We start from the raw sequence: 18,917 nt of genomic DNA, 5'->3' as shown, positions 1-18,917 counted from the left end.
AATTGATGACACTTTTCTAACGGGGGCCGGTGATGGAAAGGTTTTAGTAGGAATTTTGTGGAACGATTGACCAAATCGACGGTGCGTGGGCGCCTGTAACGAATTGGCGGATTGGAAAACATATGAAAGTTGAAGTCAGCAATTTTGGTGGAATTACAGTGGTGCGGCTGTGCGGGCCGCGGCTTGATGCGGCGCAATCGGTCCGTTTCAAAGAAGCATTGAGGGATATTTCAGATCGTGGTGCGGATCACATTCTGCTTGATATGTCGTGTATCCAGTTCATGGACAGCTCCGGTTTGGGGGCAATTGTCACGGTGCTGAAACAGATGGGGCAGGCGAAAACGCTGGAACTGGCCGCGCTGTCCCCGATTGTCGCGAAGGTTTTCGCGCTGACGCGGATGGATCAGATTTTCCAGCTGCATCAAACCGTTGATGGGGCACTTTCATCCGGCGCGAAAGCAGTCGGATGAGCGGTGCAGTGGATACAGGACAACGGGTCGCCAAGGTTCACGAACTGCGCCTGCAAATTGCCATTCGTAGCGTCCAGACAGAGGTTTCGCGCGTGTTGGGTCGAATCACTGATTGGCTTGGGAAACACGGTATAAACCGAAGCTACGTTGAAGAACTGGAACTCGTCACTGCAGAGGCCCTGAACAATGTGGTGGAGCACGCCTATCTTTATGCGGAAGACGGTGAAATCCGAATCGTCGTGGCCTTGCGGCCGGGTAAATTACAGGTGCAGATCACTGACGGGGGGCGGAAATTTGATGGTCCACCGCCGGAAAAGAAGATGGATGTCGAAAAGTTCTCGTTCGAAGAACTGCCCGAAGGCGGTTTCGGTTGGAACCTGATCCGGTCCTTAACCGATGAAGTCGCCTTTGAGCGAGCAGGAGAGAAAAACCGTCTCACGCTAACGCGAAACCTCCCCGAAACGGCCTCGGTTGACTGATAGGTGGTGCAGGACCGGGTCGTGGCGCCGCCTAATTGCGGTTTGCTCTCAATGAATGCCCTCTGTGCATCAGGAAAGCAAAAAATACGCACAGCCGACCGGTAGAGCGGTTTGCGCAAAACCTCCAACTCTGGCATGATTTGAATAGATTTTATGTGTTTGGAGCAGTGAAATGATATTTCAAAAGGCTAAAAGACTTTGGTTCGGAGCGTTTCTTTCGGGTCTTCTTGCACCACTCGCGGTGCCTGCCCAAACCGTAGATCACGCCATTCCCGAACGGCGGATCGAACTGTCGGAAGAAACCGATTTATACGGCTCGGACATTCGCAATATCTTCGACGTGACATTCAAAGATTGCGTTGCGGCCTGTCTGGCTGATCCAACTTGCAAAGCCTTCACGTACAACCAGACCTCTTCGGCCTGTTTCCCCAAATCCGCTGTCGGAGAGCGCAGCGCCTTTGAAGGTGCTACCTCTGCCGAAGTACATGAAATTACGTCCGACGATCTGGAATTTGCCGATCGACAGGCGCAGAAAATCGGGTTCCTTCCGGAATCCTACCTGAAAAGCGCAAAGAATATAGCAGAGCGTAACGGGACTCGGTATCCGACAAACGGCTGGTCCTATGAAGCGCTCCTAACAGAGTCCCGCAAAGTTGCGGCGGAGGGCCGTTTGGTTCGTGCCTTGGAACTCTCCCTTGCTGCTGCGAATGATGCGGACCGCGCCGAAGCTTGGACGGAGTCTGCGCGGCTTGCGAATCTGGCCAAACCGACGTCCGGCAATCAACGCAAACTTGTGCGTGAGCTCCGAACGGCAGGTGCTATCAACGGTTTCCTGCGCGCGCGCGCGGACGCCCAGCAGGTCAATGCGTTGCAAGAACTCGCCATAGGGCTGGAGGAAGATAAACAGGGCCAAAGGATGATCCCTGTGTTGCGTCTCGCCCAGTCCATCGCGCCGCGTAAAGATGTGCAAGAAGCTCTTGATCGCGCAATTGACCTTTACGGTTTCCGAATCCGAAACCACACGGTTGATCACAACGCCGCTGCACCACGTATTTGTGCGGAATTCTCCGAAGAATTGGTGAAAGGCACCGTGGAATACATAGATTTTATCCGCTCTGATACGCAAGGTTTGGTGGCCGAGGTTGAAGGACGCCAACTGTGCATCGAAGGTGTGAGCCACGGTAAAACCCACCGCATCGATTTCCGGCAAGGCCTGCCCGCAGCAAACGGAGAGGTTTTGCGGAAAACTGTAGAACTGAACATTTACGTGCAAGACCGCGATCCCGTCGCGCGCTTCGCGGGGCGCAGTTATCTGTTGCCAAAACGGGAAGGTGCTACGGTTCCTCTGACGACCGTTAATCTAGAAAAAGTCGACATTAAAATCTACCGCGTGGGGGACCGGAACCTGTTGCGCAGTTTACAAGAGGGCCTGTTCTCCAAGCCAATTTCTCGCTGGGATCTGGGTTTCGTTGCCAATGATCTAGGGCAGGAAGTCTGGAGCGGATCTGCGGAAATAACCCCGGAACTTAACCGTGAGGTCACCACGGCCCTGCCCATCGGTGATGCGCTCAGCGATTTTGAACCGGGTGTCTACACAATGACTGCGCGGGTGCCGGGCGTGGCGCGCGATGACGAGAATACTATTGCCGCGCAGTGGTTTATTGTGTCGGATATTGGAATCTCCTCGCTTAAAGGCAACGACGGGCTGCACGTTTTTTCCCGCTCGCTCGCCAGCGCCCAACCGATTGGGGGGGCAACGGTCCGCTTGGTGAGCAAGGCGAATGTGGTTCTGGCTGAAACACAGACTGACAAAGCAGGCCACGCACGTTTTGACAGTGGGTTTGCGCTTGGTACCGGCGGGGCAGTCCCCGCACTGGTGACGGTGGAAACGTCGGACGGGGATTATGCTTTTCTCGATCAGGCGGCGGCGGAATATGATTTGTCGGATCGCGGTGTCGAAGGTCGTCCTGCTCCCCCGCCGATAGACGTATTTCTCGCCACTGATCGCGGGGCCTATCGCCCCGGCGCAGTTATTCACACCACGGTTCTGGCGCGCGATCACACGGCAGAGGCACTGGACGGGGTGCCGATCACACTGGACCTGATCCGCCCTGACGGTGTGCGCCACAGCCGCAAGCTTGCTAGTGCAGTTGGCGCTGGCGGGGCTGTCACGTCCTTTGATCTTCCCCCGAATGCCGCACGGGGCAGTTGGAAGTTGCGGGCTTATACAGATCGCACCGCGCCGGCCTTGCTGGAACAGCGGATTTTGGTAGAGGATTTCATCCCCGAGAGGATTGATTTTGATCTGGCGCTGGGCGAGGGGCCGTTCGTTGTAACCGATCGCCCCGAACTACGCATCGATGCGCGCTACCTATTTGGCGCTGTTGGCGCGGGGCTGGATATCGAGGGGGAAGTGAAACTCTCGGCCGCCCGCAGTCTGAAAGGGTTCCCGGATTTCGTTTTTGGTTCAACGGATGAGCCTTTTAGCACGCGATATGAGACCATCAGCGGCGCGGGCCAAACAAACTCGGAGGGCAAGCGAAGCCTGACGCTGAACCTTCCGCAAGGGGGGGAGGTGGCCAAACCATTAGAAATGACCGCGCACATCCGGCTGCGCGATGGCTCCGGTCGTCCGGTGGAACGGCGAATTTCCGCACCCGTCCTGCCGGGGCGGGCCATGATCGGGATCAAACCCCTGTTTGAAGGCACCCTTAGCGAAGGTACTGAGGCAGCGTTTAAGGTTATCGCTGTGGCGGCGGATGGCGAGGCGAGCGATATGAAGGCCGTGACTTGGGAGTTGAACCGCCTGCACACACGCTATCAGTGGTATCAACAATATGGCCGATGGAATTACGAGCCGATCACACGACGAGAGCGTGTCGCGGCCGGAACATTGGACGTTTTGAAAAAAGATGGGGCCGAAATTTCTGCCGGGGTGGCTTGGGGCGCCTATGAATTGAAATTGACTCACAAAAGCGCGCCTTATGCGGCCAGTTCGTTGCAGTTTAATGCAGGCTGGTACGCCAGCGGTGATGGTGGGGATACGCCGGATCTTCTCGATGTGGCGATGGATCGGGAGAAGTACAGTGTCGGAGAGCAGGCCACACTTCGCATCAATTCGCGTTTTGATGGGGTGGCGCAGGTGTCGGTGCTCTCGGATCGTATGATTGAAACCCGCGCAATCGCGGTGGCTAAAGGTGCCACCGATGTCGTTTTGGATGTGACAGAAGACTGGGGCGCGGGGGCGTATGTTGCTGCATCTGTACTGCGGCCGATGGACGGGGGGCACACGCCGTCCCGCGCGCTCGGACTGGCCTATGCACCTGTTGATCCGGCTGACAGGCTGTTGCAAGCCCGTTTTGAGAATCCGTCACGGGCTGATCCACGTGGACCGATGGATGTAGCATTAAAACTGGATGGGTTGCGGGCAGGTGAGGCTGGGTACGTTACCATCGCGGCGGTTGACCTTGGCGTTTTGAACCTTACTGGGTTTAAAACGCCGTCGCCGGATGATCATTATTTCGGTCAACGCAAACTGGGCGTGGAATTGCGGGACGTTTATGGCCGGTTAATTTCAGGAAACGGTGCGGCAGGGCGTTTGAGATCCGGCGGGGATAATCAGGCGCAGGCCGAGCTGCAAGGCCCGCCACCGGCCCAAGCTGTTCTGGCGCAATTTTCGGGCGTTTTGACTGCGGATGCCGATGGAATGGTGCGGCACAGATTCGATTTACCGGATTTTAACGGAACTGTGCGATTAATGGCTGTAGCATGGTCGCAGTCCGGTGTTGGACATGCGGAACAGGACGTTCTGGTGCGTGATCCTGTGGTGATATCGCTGCACGCGCCACGCTTTCTCACGCCTGGCGACTTAAGCCGCGCGCGATTGGAATTGAACCATGCTTATGGTCCTGCTGGGCCGATCAAAGTTGTTTTGAACAGCGGTGCAGCATTGGCCCTCGGCGGTCCGCTAAATCAGGAGGTGACGCTGCAGAAGGGACAGCGTGTAAGCCTGAACATTCCGCTCTCGGCGCAGGAGGTGGGCACACCCGAGATTGAGGTCACGATCAAGACGCCTGACGGTAAGACGTTAAGCAAAACGATGACTATGGGGGTGCAATGGAATGATCCCGCGATTGCGCGGCAAACCCGCGTTGATTTGCAGGCCAATCGCGCGCTGACGCTGGATGGTAACGCGCTGGCCGGACTGCACGCTGACACAGTTCACGCAACGCTTGCGGTGGGGCCGCTGGCGCGGTTCGACGCTCCAGGCTTGCTGACGGCACTGGACAGATACCCCTATGGGTGTACTGAACAGATCACTTCGAAGGCGATGCCCCTGCTGTATTTCGACCAGCTTTCCGAAGCGCTCGGCCTTGGTGGGCAACAACAGGTGGCGGAACGGATTGAACAGGCCATCGCCCGCGTGCTGAGCAATCAGAGCAGCAACGGAGCCTTTGGAATGTGGCGTCCTGCATCGGGGGATCTGTGGCTAGACAGCTATGTGACTGATTTCCTTAGTCGTGCGCGCAAGCAGGGGCATATGGTGCCCGATCGGGCGTTTGAACAGGCGCTCGACAATCTGCGCAACCGCGTAAATTACGCCGCCGATTTCGAACGGGGCGGTGAGGATATTGCCTATGCGCTTATGATACTTGCCCGTGAGGGTTATGCTGCGATCGGGGATTTGCGCTATTATGCTGACACCAGAGCGGACGCATTTGCGACCCCTTTGGCACAAGCGCAACTCGGGTCGGCTCTCGCGTCCTATGGCGATCAGAGCAGGGCGGATGCCATGTTCCGCCACGCCGGAGCGCGCCTGAAAACGCAAGAGGCAAGCATCGGTTATCGCTCTGATTTTGGTTCAGATCTGCGGGATGCCGCGGCCGTTCTGACCCTTGCGATTGACGCGAAATCCGACGCATTGGACCGCGCGGCATTGGCTGAAACTATCAGCGGATCACCCGTTGCCCGCCAGTCCACGCAGGAAAATTTGTGGTCTTTGATGGCAGTTCGTGCACTGGTGCAAGACGGAGGTGCCAAAGGCTTTTCGCTTAACGGCGCAGCGATGCAAGACCCTCTTGTGCGCAGCCTGTCTGGCGATGAATTGAAGGCGGGGGTCCGGTTGCAAAACAGTGGGCCACGGAATGCACTTGCGGTTGTAACAGTGTTCGGCGTGCCGTCTGAACCTGAACCGGCAGGGGGCAATGGCTATAAGATCGAGCGGACATATTACACCCCTCAGGGGGATCCAGTCTCGTTGGAACATATCCGGCAGAACGACCGTTTCGTGGCCGTTTTGCGGATCACACCGCTACGGGATCAGGAGGCCCGCCTGATCGTTGATGATCCCCTGCCAGCGGGATTGGAAATTGACAATCCAAACCTGATTGCAGGTGGTGAAACTAAGGCACTGGAATGGTTGGAAACGAACGCTGATGCAAGTTTTGCAGAATTTCGCACAGACCGTTTTATCGCTGCCGTGAATTGGTCGGGGCGCGCGCCCTTTCAACTCGCCTATATGGTGCGCGCAGTGTCACCGGGTAATTTTCACCATCCGGCTGCCTTGGTTGAGGATATGTATCGCCCCGAATTTCGGGCGCGAACGGACACGGACCGCGTGACTGTGGCGGGCCAGTAGATGCGCCTGTTCCACCTTTTTCTGTGCCTTGTGGTGCTGGCGATCGTCTCGCTTGGTGCGCAGCGCGGGCTGGCGATTTGGGTGGCGCAAACGGATCTGCCCGCATTGCAGCCGGAAGTTTCTGTTGTGGTTGAGGATCGGGAAGGTCGCCTGCTGCGGGCCTTTACCGTTGCTGACGGGCGCTGGCGGTTGCCGGTCGAACTGCAAGAGGTTTCAACAAATTACATCACTCAACTGATCGCGTTTGAGGATAAGCGGTTTTATAATCACAACGGCGTGGACGGGCTGGCAGCGCTGCGGGCTATCGCGCAAGCGCTGGCCAATGGCGGTGTCGTGTCTGGTGGCTCGACCCTGACCATGCAGGTCGCCCGACTTCTTGAAGAAAGCGGCACCGGATCGTGGCGTGGGAAACTGCGCCAGATGCGTGTGGCGTGGGCCTTAGAACAGCGTCTGAGCAAGAGTGAGATCCTGCGGCTCTACCTTCATCTTGCCCCGTTTGGTGGCAATCTAGAAGGGGTCCGAGCCGCCGCTCTCAGCTATTTTCGCAAAGAGCCGATCCGCCTGACAGATGCCCAAGCAGCCCTTCTGGTGGCATTACCCCAATCGCCGGAACGTCGCAGGCCGGACCGACACTACGCCAGTGCAGTCGTCGCCCGCGACAGGGTTCTGGAGCGGGGATATTCTGCTGGCATCTTAGATTTGGGAGCTGTGAAAGCGGCACGGCGGGAGCGAGTGCCATCGCAGAAATATGCTTTCGACTTTCTCGCGCCGCATCTGGCAGAGCGGCTTGTTGCAGAAGCACCTTATTTAACACGCCACAGTCTAACACTTGATCGGGAGGTTCAGAAGCAGGCGGAAACTTTGCTTCGTGCGCGCGTGCGCGGTAGGCACAAGGCCCTATCTGGTGCAGTTATGGTCATGGATCATCAATCCGGCGAGGTAATTGTTTCAGTCGGCGCACCGGATTACCTTGATGCTGCGCGGCAGGGGTTTGTGGATATGACCCGCGCAGTTCGCTCGCCCGGATCTACGCTGAAACCCCTGATTTACGGATTGGCGTTTGAACAGGGACTCGCCCATCCTGAAACGGTAATTGACGATCGGCCCGTGCGGTTCGGAGACTATGCGCCGCAGAATTTCGACAAGCAGTTTCGCGGGCAGTTGCGGGTGCGAAAGGCCTTGCAAATGTCCTTGAATGTTCCGGCAGTCAGCCTGCTGGATGCGGTCGGTCCGGGTGTGCTGATGGCGCGGATGCGGCGTGCGGGGGCGAAACCGTTGCTTGCGAACACGCGACCTGCGGGGCTCGCTGTGGGGCTGGGCGGTGTCGGATTGCGATTGCAGGATCTTGTGGCCATCTATGGTGCCATCGCGCGGGGCGGTGCCCCCGTGGGACTGAAGTGGCGGACAAGGGATGTGCCCGGTTCTGTGGCTCGTCCGCCGGTTCTTGGTCCGGTGGCGGCGTGGTATGTGGGCGACATTCTGCGCGGCGTGCCTGCGCCTCCGTCTGCGCCGCAAAATGAAATCGCTTACAAGACAGGCACATCTTTCGGGCATCGCGATGTTTGGGCGATCGGATTTGACGGGCGCCACACGGTCGGTGTCTGGTTGGGGCGGGCCGATGGCGCCGCTATGCCGGGGGAGCTTGGGGTTGGGCTGGCGGCCCCCCTTTTGTTTGATCTGTTCGCTACACTGAAGCCAGCTGTCACCCCCTTGTCACCTCCGCCCGCCGCTGCGCTGACGGGAACAACGGGTGCTCTGCCACAGTCCCTGCGACGGTTCCGCCCGCGTGGTCAGATTGGACGAGACAGCGGACCGAGGATTACATTTCCCCCTGACGGAGCGCGGATCGCCCTTGGAGACGAGGCCGTGCTGGTGGCAAAGGTGGATCGCGGGATGCCGCCATTTACGTGGCTGGCGAACGGGGTGCCGATTGCCGTAGCTCATTTTGAGAGGCAAGTGGTTCTGGATGCGCCCGGTTCGGGTTTTCTGGCGCTTTCGGTGATTGATGCAACAGGTGTGTCCCAAGGGGTGCGGGTCACGCTGGACTAGCAGGGGCGGGGTCAACCGATCCGGCAGCCCGACGCGCCGTCAACCCGCAGACTGATCCCCGAGATAAAACCCGCTTCGCCGGAAGCTAGAAATAGTGCAGCATTTGCAACATCCTGTGCGCTGCCTTGACGTTTCATTGGCACGCGCGCTGCCCGTTCTGCGGCCACTTCGGCGCGGCTGCGATCCCATGCTTTGGCGCGGGCGTCCACCGCCATGACGGTGTCAATCATTCCAGGCTGGATGGCTACCGCGCGAATGCCATATTCGGCGTTCTGGATCGCCTGTTGTTCGGTCAACGCAAGAATTGCGGCTTTGGCAGCTTTATATCCGACCCAAGGGTAGGTTTCGGTGGCTGCTATTGAAGATATATTAATAATTACACCGCTATTCTGATGACGCATCACCGGCAGGGCGTGTTTGGCGGCCAGCACCATCGCCCGCAAATTAAGCCGCATGATGTGGTCGAAGGCATCTGCGTCAATCTCGGTTATCGGCGCGTCGCCTGCCTCTATCGAAAGGCCAACATTGTTGTGCAGAATGTCGAGCTTACCCCAGTTTGCGAGAGTCTCATTGATTGCAATTTGGATGTGACTTTCCTCCAGAACGTCACAAGCGATGGGCAGGGCCGTGCCGCCTGCCGCCGTGATTTCGTCCGCAACCGCGCGGGCGGCTTCGATTGAACGGTCTGCGATCATGACTTTTGCGCCCTCCCGCGCGAAGGTCAACGCGGTCGCCCGTCCGTTGCCCATCGGGGCTTCTTCGCTATCGGACGGGGCTTGTCCGCCACCAAAGATGAGTGCGGTTTTAAAGTTCAGGCGCATTATCGAGTCCTTGGAAACAAGTTAAGGGGAGGTGAAGCGGTTGGGATGAAACGGGTCGAGCATAGCATGACGCTGGCCTGTGGTGATTTCGTCCGTTGCCAGCGCGCCAACCGCCGGAGCAAGCGTCGCGCCGGAGTGCATGACCGTCAGGTAAAGGCCTCGGGCGGGGCTTCCGATTATGGGAAAGCCGTCTTTCGGGGTTGGACGCAGGCCAAGTGTATAATGGGAGTATTCCAGTGGAATATCCGCGTGCAAGGCAGTTTGCAGTCGTGCGAACAGGATCTGTGCGCCGGTTTCCGGATCGTCATTGACCGCACCACCGCCAAAGTCGCCACCTGCGGTGATTGTCCCGTCGGGCCATTGTGCCATGTGCAGATCCTCTGTCAGGATTGTGCGGTTTATCAGGGGTGGAACAGGTTTCGTATGGATTAACAGACCCGGCGGCGCGTTAAGCGGGATGTCAATATCGGCTGTTTTTGCAAGCTCGCCTGTATGGATGCCAGCCGCCAGAACGGTCATGTCTGCTGTTAGATCTCCGCGATCCGTCTGCACGCCCGTACTGGTATCGCCGTTTTGTAAGATTGACGTGGCGTGGGCTTTTTGAAACTGCGCCCCCGCCTTAATCGCCAAGTCACGGAAGAATATAGCTGCCTCATGGGGGGCAACATGGCCTTCCAGCGGACAAAGTAGACCATGCCGTGCTGGCACCGCCAAATGCGGCTCCAGCTTTTGCAAATCCTCTGCCTCCACCCATGTCAGTGGATAACCCCATTGGGTATGTTCATCGTGAACAGTCTTGAGCGCAGTGCCGTAAAAGCTAGTGTAAAGCGTGCCGTTGCGCCGGTACGGCAAGTCGGTGAAGTTGGCCTTCAACGCATCCCACCGCTCCATCGAGAACCGGCGCAGATCGTAATAATAGCGCGGGTTTTCATAGGTGGCGTTGGTCCAACCTAGGGATTTGCTGCTCGCCGCGCCGCCTTCATCGGATGGATCAACGAGCGTGACCTCGCACCCTGCTTCTGCCAGATGCCACGCGACTGAGCTGCCGATTATGCCTGCCCCGATCACCAGAATTGACTGTGCCATGCTTCATCCTTCTTACTTACAGGATGGGTGGCATGTTTCAGGGGGCGGGTGCAAATAATTTGTCGTTTTTGCCTTTGAAGCGTGGCGGGTTAGCAGGCCTCGTCGGTCAGCGTTTCGCAGAATTGCCGCATGAAACCAACCCGTTCCGCCGCCATAACGCGCGCTGTCGAAGTGCAAAGCGTTTCCGCGATGTTAAAGAGTTTGGTCTGGAAATGGTCAAGCGCATAGGTGCTTTCGTCCAGTTCGCGGTCCTTGGCCATAGGGTCGGTCGGGTGGAACAACGTGCGCCCCAACTGGCCGGACACTGCAAAACACCGCGCGATGCCGATGGCGCCCAATGCGTCAAGCCGGTCCGCATCCTGAAGAACCTGCGCCTCCAGCGTTTCGGGGCGGATGTTAGCAGAATAGCTGTGCGCGTGGATCGAGTGGTGAACATTTTCCAGCAACGCAGCAGGATAGCGGGTCGTTTTCAGATACTCTGCGGCGTAATTGGCCGAAAGATAGGAGGCCTCAGACCGTTTCGGCGAGGATTTTGGCGGATTGATAATGTCGTGAAACAGCGCCGCTGGATGGAGTACGCGCAGATCAGCGCCTTCGGCCTGTGCAATGGTCTGGCAGTTGTGCCAGACCCGTTTCACATGGGCCAGATCATGGGCAGAGTCCTTTTGACTCGCCCAGACACGGCGCAATTCGGACATGTAAAGTGTGTGAGTGGCTGTTGCCACAATCAAACAATCCCGGCGACAATCGCGCGCAGTGTTTCCACGCCTTCCCCTTTGGCAGAACTGGTTTTCACCAGTTCCGGATAGGCGGCGGGATATTTGCGAATGGATTCAATCGTGCGGTCGATGACCTTATCCAGCTCTTCGGCGCGCAGCTTATCGCATTTGGTCATCACCACCTGAAAGGTGACCGCGGATTTGGACAGCAGGTCCATGATTTCCATATCAACCTTCTTGGGTCCGTGGCGTGCGTCGATCAGCAGAAATACACGGCGCAGCGACGGGCGACCGGATAGATAGGATTTCAGCAGGCGCTGCCATTTTTCCACAACGGCCACGGGCGCGTTGGCAAAACCGTAGCCGGGCACGTCCACCAGATAGTGTTCCGGCCCCATAGTGAAAAAGTTAATTTCCTGCGTACGCCCGGGCGTGTTTGACGTGCGCGCCAGTGCCTTGCGTCCGGTCAGCGCGTTAATCAGGGATGATTTCCCGACATTGGAACGCCCTGCAAAGCACACCTCGATCCGGTCCGGATCAGGCAGGCCGGACATGGCAACCACGCCTTTAAGGAAGTCGGTATTGCCCGCAAAAAGCAGACGGCCCTTTTCCAGAGCTTCCGCGTCGGGTTTTTCGGCCAGTGTGAATTGCATATCCATCAGAGCAGTTCCAGCTTGTCGCCGAGTTTTACGTCGCCGGTTTCGATCACTTCGCCGTAAACGCCGAAGTCTTTGTGGCCCCATCCTTCAGACAGGAGTGCCAGCGTGTCCAGATCCCGCTCTCCGGTTGCCGGATTGGCGGTGGTCGCAGGGCATCGTGTGATGCGTTCGCGGATGGCCAGACGGGTCGTGCCGATCTGCACTTCGCGCCCGATCCAGTCAAACTCCGCCCAAGGCTCCAGCCCGTCGATCCAGATATTCCCACGCCAGCGCAGCGGGGAAATATCTTGCCCGGCCTTTTCGCCAAGCGCCCGCAAGGATGCGCGCGAATTGATAGAGATGGACGGGAATGCCGTGTCAGTCATCCCGCGATCCGGTGCCCGCACAACACGGTCAGAAGCGGCGCGATCCGCTGGCATTAACGGTTTTGACCATTCAACCAGCTTTGCCGCCTGTTCGGGAATATCAGGATTGATAGACAGGTCGGACAGATCAGGGTGGGTAAAGGTCAGCGTGCCAGTGGACTCGTCGGTTTTTACCTTGATTGCCATCAGCCCGGGGGCTTTGGCCCCGCGGGAGAAGTTGACACAATGAGCCCACTCAGGGGCTACATCGTTAAATTTGCTCATCTCGTGGGCAATGGCCCAGACACGATCCAGTGGCATGGTTTTGCCAGCGTGCAGTGTCACCGCACACAGAGCTTCACATCCGTGGGCTTTCACGGGGTGGCGGTAAAGCTCTGTGACCGTGATCATTTTTCCTGCGCTTTCTTGCGTTTGAAGCCGCTGAGGATATTACCGAAGATATCCGGCTTCACCCCTTGCAGACGCATGATGGAGTATTGCTGGATGAAGGTAATCGTGTTGTTGGCCACCCAGTATACCACCAGACCGCTGGCAAACTGGCCGAGCATGAACATGAACACCCAAGGCATCCACGCAAAGATCTGCGCCTGTGTTTTGTCAGTGGGGGCCGGATTCAGCTTTTGTTGCAGCCACATGGTTACGCCCATCAGGATCGGGAAGACACCAATCGAGAAGATCGCAAAGAAGGATGCGGGATCCGGTGCGGACCATGGCAGCAGGCCGAACAGGTTCAGGATAGAGGTCGGATCAGGCGCGGACAGGTCTTCGATCCAGCCAAAGAACGGTGCATGGCGCAGCTCGATAGTGACAAAGATAACCTTATAGAGCGAGAAGAAGATCGGGATCTGCAAGAGGATCGGCAGACAGCCCGCAGCGGGGTTCACCTTTTTCTCTTTGTAGAGCTTCATCATCTCTTGCTGCATCTTCTGACGGTCATCGCCAGCGCGCTCTTTCAGCTTTTCCATTTCCGGCTGAAGCTCTTTCATCCGTGCCATAGACGAATAGGATTTATAAGCCAGCGGGAAAAGGATCGCCTTAATCACAAGGGTCAGACCAATGATCGACCAGCCCATATTGCCGATTTGCGCGTTCAGCCAGTGCAGAACCTGAAAGATCGGTTTGGTCAGGAAAAAGAACATGCCCCAGTCAATGGAATCCACAAACTGTTCAACGCCTTGGTCATCCTGATACTTCTTAATGGTGGCCCATTCTTTTGCGCCTGCGAACATCGAAGACATTGTTTCGGCAGTTGTGCCAGCGGCGATCGTCATGGTGGGCTGACGCATATCGGTTTGATACACGTCGTTTGAAGGCGTGTATTTCGCAACAGAAGTGAACGGAGAACCCGGTGCAGGCACCAGTGTTGTCATCCAGTATTTGTCCGTGAAACCGATCCAGCCGTTGTCGGCCACTTTGATCTTGTCGACATTGCCACCTTCGGACCCGTCCGCATCGAGATCAGGCATATCGTCGTAATCGATTTCCTGAATCTCGCCGTCGGACGCGCGAACGACGCCTTCGTGCAGGATGTAAAAGCCGATGGTTTCGGGCTCACCCTCGCGGGCGACGATACCGTAGGGCTGTACCCGAACATCTGCATCAGTGGTGTTTTCAACGCCTTGGCGGATTGAGAACATGTAATCGTCGTCAATCGCGATGGTGCGGCGGAAGATCAGGCCCTTGCCGTTGTCCCACATCAAGGTCACGGGGGATTCTGTGGTCAAAACATCGCCGGATTCAACTTCCCAAGGGGTGTTGGCCCCCGGAACATCCGCAAAATCGAGCCCGCCTGCAGGCGCCCAACCATAAAGCGCGTAATAGGCGTTCGGCCCACCTGCTGGGGACAGCAGGGTGACTTTTTCGGAAGGATCGTTCAATTCGACGTTGTAATCCAGCAAGCGCAGATCATCAAAACGACCACCGATCAAGGACAAAGACCCTTCAACGCGGCTGGTTTTGATCTGAATGCGATCGGTTTTGCCCAGCGCCGCCGTGCGGCTGTCCGCAGGTTCGCCGTCCACCGTTGGAACGCCGGTCGCAACCTCTGCATTCGGGGCAGTCGCGATGCCTTGTGCCGTTGTTTCCGTGCTTGTCGGTTCAACAGGGGCCGGGTCCTGCGGCGGGAACAGAGCGAACCACCCGAGGATCACGAGCATGCTAAGCCCTGTTGCAAGGAGAAGATTCTTGTTTTGATCGTCCATGATCTGCCTTGAAAACGTTTGGAAATGTTTGAGGCGGTTCAATAGATTTGACAGGCAAAGGTCAAGGGATAAGGGCTGAAATGCTGCTTTTGGGCGCAGACTGTCTGGTATTCCGCACGCGCGGTGTGGCCGAATGTGCTGGCGAAAGAGCAGCTTAGGGCAGGGAAATGAACGGGCAATTCATCCGTGCGGTTCCGGTATCAGCTACCAAACCAGACAGCACGGTGCGCAAAGTGCAGGTCAATGTGCAGGGATTCGCCCGCCAGATCCGTTAACGATTTGTCAGATATGTACGGGTTTCTTGCGTTTTCTGCTTCCCCGCTTCTGCGAAAATCTGTTCCAGCGCGCTGCTGTCCATCGTCTTTTCCATATGAACCTTACTTACAAAAGAGATGGTCCGTTCCGGTTCGGGTGCCGCAAGGCGCAACACAGCGAGCGGACCTTTGGCGCGCGTGTCTTCGTAAGCGATCTCGGGGATTAGCGTCGCGCCGTACCCCGCCGCCGCCAGTCCGGCCAGTGTTTGCAGGCTGCTGGCGCCGATCTGGTTCAGGGTTTCCTGTGTGGCATATTGACAGAAACTCTTGGCCTGATCCCGCAGGCAGTGGCCTTCGGACAACAAAAGCAACTTTAGCGCTGCAATGTCGGACAGGGCGATCTGACCGTCCGTCAAACCCAGCTCTGCCGCTTGTTCCGCCTGTATCGCCAGCAGGAAATGATCTGCGAACAGCTCGGTCTGGTGCAATTGGGGTGTTTGGACGTCCGTTGCAATTATGCAGGCGTCGAGTTTCCCCTGATTAAGCTCCTCCAGCACTTCATCCGTGGTGCCTTCACGAATTTGCAGGTCCAGTGCAGGCAGGCGCGATTGGATCAGCGGAATTGCGGCGGGAAGCAGGTAGGGCGCAACAGTCGGGATGATGCCGAGCGTAAACGGCCCCTCGACACCACGCTTCTGACGGGCGCTGTCTTCTAGCGCTTCGACATCTGCGAGAATGCGATTGGCACGCTCCAATATGTGGTGGCCATAGGGGGTTGGCCGGAACGGACGGATCGTGCGATCAATCAACGGAGCTTGGAGAATATCCTCCAGTTCCTGAATTTTCACAGAAAGCGCAGGCTGAGAGACATGGGCAGCGTCCGCTGCATGGCCGAAATGTCCGTGGATGCACAAGGCACGGAAATAAGCGAGGTGTCTTAAAGAAATCTTCATAGATGCAGGTTATCAAATGACACCCGCGCTGCAAGTTCCGTTTATGAAAGGGCTAGGCTATGTGAGACAAATTATAAGCCAGATTTGCTGGTTCAGGTCAGGATAGGGGGCGTATCGCCCTTCCCATCAGGTGCGCTTTTTGCGTCAGCTGTCACTGCTGTTGCGGTCGCTTTGTCGGGGTCCCGTGCCAGTCCTACGAAATCGAAAAGCTTCGGGTCCAGCAGGTGGCTGGGACGCGCGTTCATAAGGCTGCGGAACATCACCTGACGGCGGCCGGGGCTGTTTTTCTCCCACCCGTCGAGGATCTGCTTCACCTGCTGGCGTTGTAACCCGTCTTGGGAACCGCAAAGATCGCAAGGGATGATAGGATAGTGCATTGCGCGGGAAAACTTTTCACAGTCTTCTTCGGCAACATAGGCCAGCGGACGATAGACGAAGAGATCGCCTTCCTCGTTCAGCAGTTTGGGTGGCATTGTCGCCAGCCGCCCGCCGTGAAACAGGTTCATCATAAAGGTTTCAAGAATGTCGTCCCGATGATGGCCCAACACCACGGCTGAACAGCCTTCTTCCCGCGCGATCCGGTAAAGATTGCCACGCCGCAACCGCGAACACATCGCGCAATAGGTGCGACCGGCAGGAACCTTATCCTTCACAATGGAATAGGTATCCTGATATTCAATCCGGTGCGGTACGCCCATCTTTTCCAGAAACTCCGGCAGGACGGTGGCGGGAAAATTAGGCTGCCCCTGATCCAGATTACACGCAAGGATTTCCACAGGCAGCATCCCGCGCCATTTCAATTCCGTCAGGACCGCCAGCAATGTGTAACTGTCTTTCCCACCGGACAAACAGACGAGCCATTTGGCACCCCGTTCGACCATGCCGAAATCCTCAACTGCCTCTCGGGCCTGGCGAATGATCCGCTTGCGCAGCTTTTTATACTCCGTCGTGGACGGAGCGCCGTAAAACAATGGGTGGATGTCTGTGGGTGTATCTAGCATGGCGCGGGGATACCCTTAGACAAAAATAAAAACAAGCGGTGAACCAAATGGGCCCGTCCGGCGTATTATTTCCAGACGCTCCTGTGGGTGGGGTGTCAGGGAAGTGAAATGCGAACGGTTTGCGGCCCAGGTTCCTTGAACCGGCTGTACCACTGGTCTTCGAATTTCGGGATGTCATCGTAGTAGGGGGCACCCCGTCGGGGCTGGTTGTTCGCTTGGGTTCGGGCCTTGGCCTGAACCCGCTTCTCCCCAATTTTCCAAAACCGTGTCGAAAATCACCGTGTCGCGCAGGATTGGCTCTATGCTGGCTTCAGAACAGGAGGCCGGATCATGAGCGAAGTTTCAGCGTTAGATATGAAGGTGCGCAAGGCCGTGATGGAGGCCGACAAGGCGCTGCGCAACCTTGCGAAAGATGTTTCTCCCACAGCTTTCGACATCAAGCTTGAGAAACTCGACAAGACCAAGATCCTGTCAGCGCGTAAGAAGGTGACAGCCTTTATGGGGAAATATTCCGCTTTGACCCAACTGCAAGGTTCGTCAGCTTATGGTAAGCTGAACGACCAGAGCCAGGCCTATGTGGACTGGATGGACAGTATCATGGGGCAGCTTTTGAAGCTTGTGGTCAACTTGGAAAAAGCCGCGAAACTGGCGGCGAAAGATCCCGAGAAGAACCTCAAAATTCTCGTTGATACTTCGGTACGCAGGTTCAAGGAGTTGCGCAAAGCGCCTCAAGGGCTTGGAACATTGGTCAAAGAAATTCAGAAAGATTTCAGACCGGATGCCAAGGGGTTCTCTGGCGTTTCTATCCTTCCGGCACTGATAATGCTGTTTATGATCTTTGAGATGATCGCAGCCAAGATCAAGCAGCGGCCCAAACTAAAAGACTAGGCCGCTGCATCTGTTACCCCAAATTAAGTGGGGTAATCGTTCAGGCGCTGATGATGTTGTGCTCCGGGCCGTAGGGGAATTTTGTTATGTTTTCAGAACTATCAGCCCCAACCACCAGAATATCGTGTTCACGGTAACCACCGGCCCCCGCAGTGCCCTCGGGTATGGTCAGCATCGGTTCCATCGACACAACCATGCCTTCGGTCAGTACCGTGTCGATGTCTTCGCGCAATTCCAACCCAGCCTCGCGTCCGTAATAGTGGGACAGCACGCCAAACGAATGGCCATACCCGAATGAGCGGTATTGCAGCAGGTCGCGCGAGGCAAAGAGATCATTGATTTCCGCACAAATGCCCGAACAGGTCGCCCCCGGTTTGATCAGGGACAAGCCCAGTTCATGGGCGTCTACATTGGCTTGCCACAGCTTGAGAGAAGCAGCGTCCGGTTCGCCGATAAATAGGGTCCGCTCCAACGCAGTATAATAGGCGCTGATCATTGGAAATGTGTTCAACGACAGAATATCACCCTGCTGCAACTGCCGCGTCGTGACCGGATTATGGGCCCCGTCGGTGTTCAGGCCGGATTGAAACCAAACCCAGCTGTCGCGGATTTCGGAGGCTGGAAAAGAGCGTGCGATTTCCAGTTCCATCGCATCACGGCCTGCCATAGCGATTTCGATCTCTGATGCACCCAGCTTGATCGCGTCGCGGATTGCAAAGCCACCGTGGTCCGCAACCCGTGCGCCTTCGCGAATCAGCGCGATTTCAGCCGGAGATTTGATCATCCGCTGCTCCATCGAAGCGGGCGCGATATCCGCCATGTGATCCACTTCAAAGAAGGAGCGCAGTTTGTCGGTCTGGGCCAGCGTCAGGTGATCGCCCTCAACCCCGATGCGTTTAGCGCCATTTGCGCAGGATTTCACCGCGCGCCAGTAGTTGTCCCGTTTCCAGTCCGTATAGACCAGATTGTTACAGGCCGAACGGCGTGCAGGCTGACCGCCGTCAATATTGGCCGACACAGTTGTGGCGCTATCCTGAGTAACAACGCAGGCATAAGGGCGGCCAAAGGCACAATAAAGAAAGCCGGAGTAGTAGGCGATTCCATGCATGGAGGTCAGGATTACCGCGTCGAGCTTCATGTCGCTCATAATCCGGCGCAGCCCTGCAAGGCGTGTATCATATTCGGATTGCGCAAACGGCAGTGGGGCCTTCTCGCCGTTGGCGAAGGTGAAAAATTCGGGACGGGTAGGGGTGGTGTGCTGATTCATCAGGGTCTCCTTTAACAGGAGCCAATTCCATGCCCCTGCAACTTGTTCCGGCGTTCAGAACAGGTTT

The 18,917-nt window shown here is 56.8% G+C and carries 14 protein-coding genes; 5 read left to right on the top strand and 9 right to left on the bottom strand.

Features of this window, described 5'->3' with window-relative positions:
• Positions 1–122 precede the first annotated feature (122 nt).
• The 4 genes from IEX10_RS08170 to pbpC all read left to right on the top strand — a co-directional run bounded on the left by IEX10_RS08170 (position 123) and on the right by pbpC (position 8,636).
• Positions 123–470: an STAS domain-containing protein gene (locus tag IEX10_RS08170; protein WP_188673177.1), complete on the top strand. Its 348-nt coding sequence runs from the start codon at positions 123–125 to the stop codon at positions 468–470.
• Positions 467–949, top strand: coding sequence for an ATP-binding protein (locus tag IEX10_RS08165; protein ID WP_188673173.1), 483 nt, complete (start codon positions 467–469; stop codon positions 947–949). The genes IEX10_RS08170 and IEX10_RS08165 overlap by 4 nt, the downstream gene beginning before the upstream one ends.
• Positions 950–1,121: 172 nt before the next feature.
• Positions 1,122–6,587 carry an alpha-2-macroglobulin family protein gene (locus tag IEX10_RS08160; protein ID WP_188673171.1) on the top strand — a complete coding sequence of 1,822 codons (5,466 nt, stop codon included), beginning with the start codon at positions 1,122–1,124 and terminating at the stop codon, positions 6,585–6,587.
• The gene (gene pbpC, locus IEX10_RS08155; RefSeq protein WP_188673168.1) at positions 6,588–8,636 is read left to right on the top strand and encodes a penicillin-binding protein 1C; all 2,049 of its coding nucleotides are present in this window, start codon (positions 6,588–6,590) and stop codon (positions 8,634–8,636) included.
• Between the two features lie 11 nt (positions 8,637–8,647).
• On the opposite strand, the gene IEX10_RS08150 is transcribed toward pbpC, so the two are convergent.
• From IEX10_RS08150 to ttcA, 8 genes are all read right to left on the bottom strand, one after another.
• Entirely contained in the window at positions 8,648–9,457 is an 810-nt protein-coding gene (locus IEX10_RS08150; RefSeq protein ID WP_188673166.1) for an SDR family NAD(P)-dependent oxidoreductase, read from the bottom strand.
• A gap of 21 nt (positions 9,458–9,478) precedes the next feature.
• Positions 9,479–10,543 (bottom strand): NAD(P)/FAD-dependent oxidoreductase, encoded by a 1,065-nt coding sequence (locus IEX10_RS08145; protein ID WP_188673163.1) that lies wholly within the window; start codon positions 10,541–10,543, stop codon positions 9,479–9,481.
• Positions 10,544–10,632: 89 nt separating this feature from the next.
• Positions 10,633–11,268, bottom strand: coding sequence for an HD domain-containing protein (locus tag IEX10_RS08140; RefSeq protein ID WP_229678474.1), 636 nt, complete (start codon positions 11,266–11,268; stop codon positions 10,633–10,635).
• Between the two features lie 2 nt (positions 11,269–11,270).
• Complete coding sequence (yihA, locus tag IEX10_RS08135) at positions 11,271–11,921, bottom strand: ribosome biogenesis GTP-binding protein YihA/YsxC (protein WP_188673160.1); 651 nt, start codon at positions 11,919–11,921, stop codon at positions 11,271–11,273.
• Complete coding sequence (locus tag IEX10_RS08130) at positions 11,921–12,676, bottom strand: MOSC domain-containing protein (protein WP_188673157.1); 756 nt, start codon at positions 12,674–12,676, stop codon at positions 11,921–11,923. The genes yihA and IEX10_RS08130 overlap by 1 nt, the downstream gene beginning before the upstream one ends.
• Entirely contained in the window at positions 12,673–14,487 is a 1,815-nt protein-coding gene (gene yidC, locus IEX10_RS08125; RefSeq protein WP_188673154.1) for a membrane protein insertase YidC, read from the bottom strand. Before yidC ends, IEX10_RS08130 begins: the two co-directional genes overlap by 4 nt.
• A gap of 271 nt (positions 14,488–14,758) precedes the next feature.
• Positions 14,759–15,694, bottom strand: a complete 936-nt coding sequence (locus tag IEX10_RS08120) for a LysR substrate-binding domain-containing protein (RefSeq protein ID WP_188673151.1) — start codon at positions 15,692–15,694, stop codon at positions 14,759–14,761.
• 92 nt (positions 15,695–15,786) lie between these two features.
• Positions 15,787–16,695, bottom strand: coding sequence for a tRNA 2-thiocytidine(32) synthetase TtcA (gene ttcA, locus IEX10_RS08115; RefSeq protein ID WP_188673148.1), 909 nt, complete (start codon positions 16,693–16,695; stop codon positions 15,787–15,789).
• A 330-nt stretch (positions 16,696–17,025) separates the two neighbouring features.
• Between ttcA and IEX10_RS08110 the strand changes: the two genes are divergently transcribed.
• Positions 17,026–17,583 carry a hypothetical protein gene (locus IEX10_RS08110; protein ID WP_188673145.1) on the top strand — a complete coding sequence of 186 codons (558 nt, stop codon included), beginning with the start codon at positions 17,026–17,028 and terminating at the stop codon, positions 17,581–17,583.
• A gap of 40 nt (positions 17,584–17,623) precedes the next feature.
• On the opposite strand, the gene IEX10_RS08105 is transcribed toward IEX10_RS08110, so the two are convergent.
• The gene (locus IEX10_RS08105; protein ID WP_188673141.1) at positions 17,624–18,850 is read right to left on the bottom strand and encodes an aminopeptidase P family protein; all 1,227 of its coding nucleotides are present in this window, start codon (positions 18,848–18,850) and stop codon (positions 17,624–17,626) included.
• Between the last annotated feature and the right edge of the window lie 67 nt (positions 18,851–18,917).

Source organism: Neptunicoccus cionae (assembly GCF_014643735.1).
Lineage (GTDB): Bacteria > Pseudomonadota > Alphaproteobacteria > Rhodobacterales > Rhodobacteraceae > Amylibacter > Amylibacter cionae.
The sequence above is the reverse complement of the archived record's forward strand: the minus strand, read 5'-3'. Positions and strand labels throughout refer to the sequence as shown.

Bases quoted from the DNA above. Each gene is read 5' to 3' on its own strand.
- IEX10_RS08130 (WP_188673157.1), bottom strand. From the start codon at position 12,676: ATGATCACGGTCACAGAGCTTTACCGCCACCCCGTGAAAGCCCACGGA.
- ttcA (WP_188673148.1), bottom strand. From the start codon at position 16,695: ATGCTAGATACACCCACAGACATCCACCCATTGTTTTACGGCGCTCCG.
- yidC (WP_188673154.1), bottom strand. From the start codon at position 14,487: ATGGACGATCAAAACAAGAATCTTCTCCTTGCAACAGGGCTTAGCATG.
- yihA (WP_188673160.1), bottom strand. From the start codon at position 11,921: ATGGATATGCAATTCACACTGGCCGAAAAACCCGACGCGGAAGCTCTG.
- IEX10_RS08160 (WP_188673171.1), top strand. From the start codon at position 1,122: ATGATATTTCAAAAGGCTAAAAGACTTTGGTTCGGAGCGTTTCTTTCG.
- IEX10_RS08120 (WP_188673151.1), bottom strand. From the start codon at position 15,694: ATGAAGATTTCTTTAAGACACCTCGCTTATTTCCGTGCCTTGTGCATC.
- IEX10_RS08105 (WP_188673141.1), bottom strand. From the start codon at position 18,850: ATGAATCAGCACACCACCCCTACCCGTCCCGAATTTTTCACCTTCGCC.
- pbpC (WP_188673168.1), top strand. From the start codon at position 6,588: ATGCGCCTGTTCCACCTTTTTCTGTGCCTTGTGGTGCTGGCGATCGTC.
- IEX10_RS08145 (WP_188673163.1), bottom strand. From the start codon at position 10,543: ATGGCACAGTCAATTCTGGTGATCGGGGCAGGCATAATCGGCAGCTCA.
- IEX10_RS08150 (WP_188673166.1), bottom strand. From the start codon at position 9,457: ATGCGCCTGAACTTTAAAACCGCACTCATCTTTGGTGGCGGACAAGCC.
- IEX10_RS08165 (WP_188673173.1), top strand. From the start codon at position 467: ATGAGCGGTGCAGTGGATACAGGACAACGGGTCGCCAAGGTTCACGAA.
- IEX10_RS08170 (WP_188673177.1), top strand. From the start codon at position 123: ATGAAAGTTGAAGTCAGCAATTTTGGTGGAATTACAGTGGTGCGGCTG.
- IEX10_RS08110 (WP_188673145.1), top strand. From the start codon at position 17,026: ATGAGCGAAGTTTCAGCGTTAGATATGAAGGTGCGCAAGGCCGTGATG.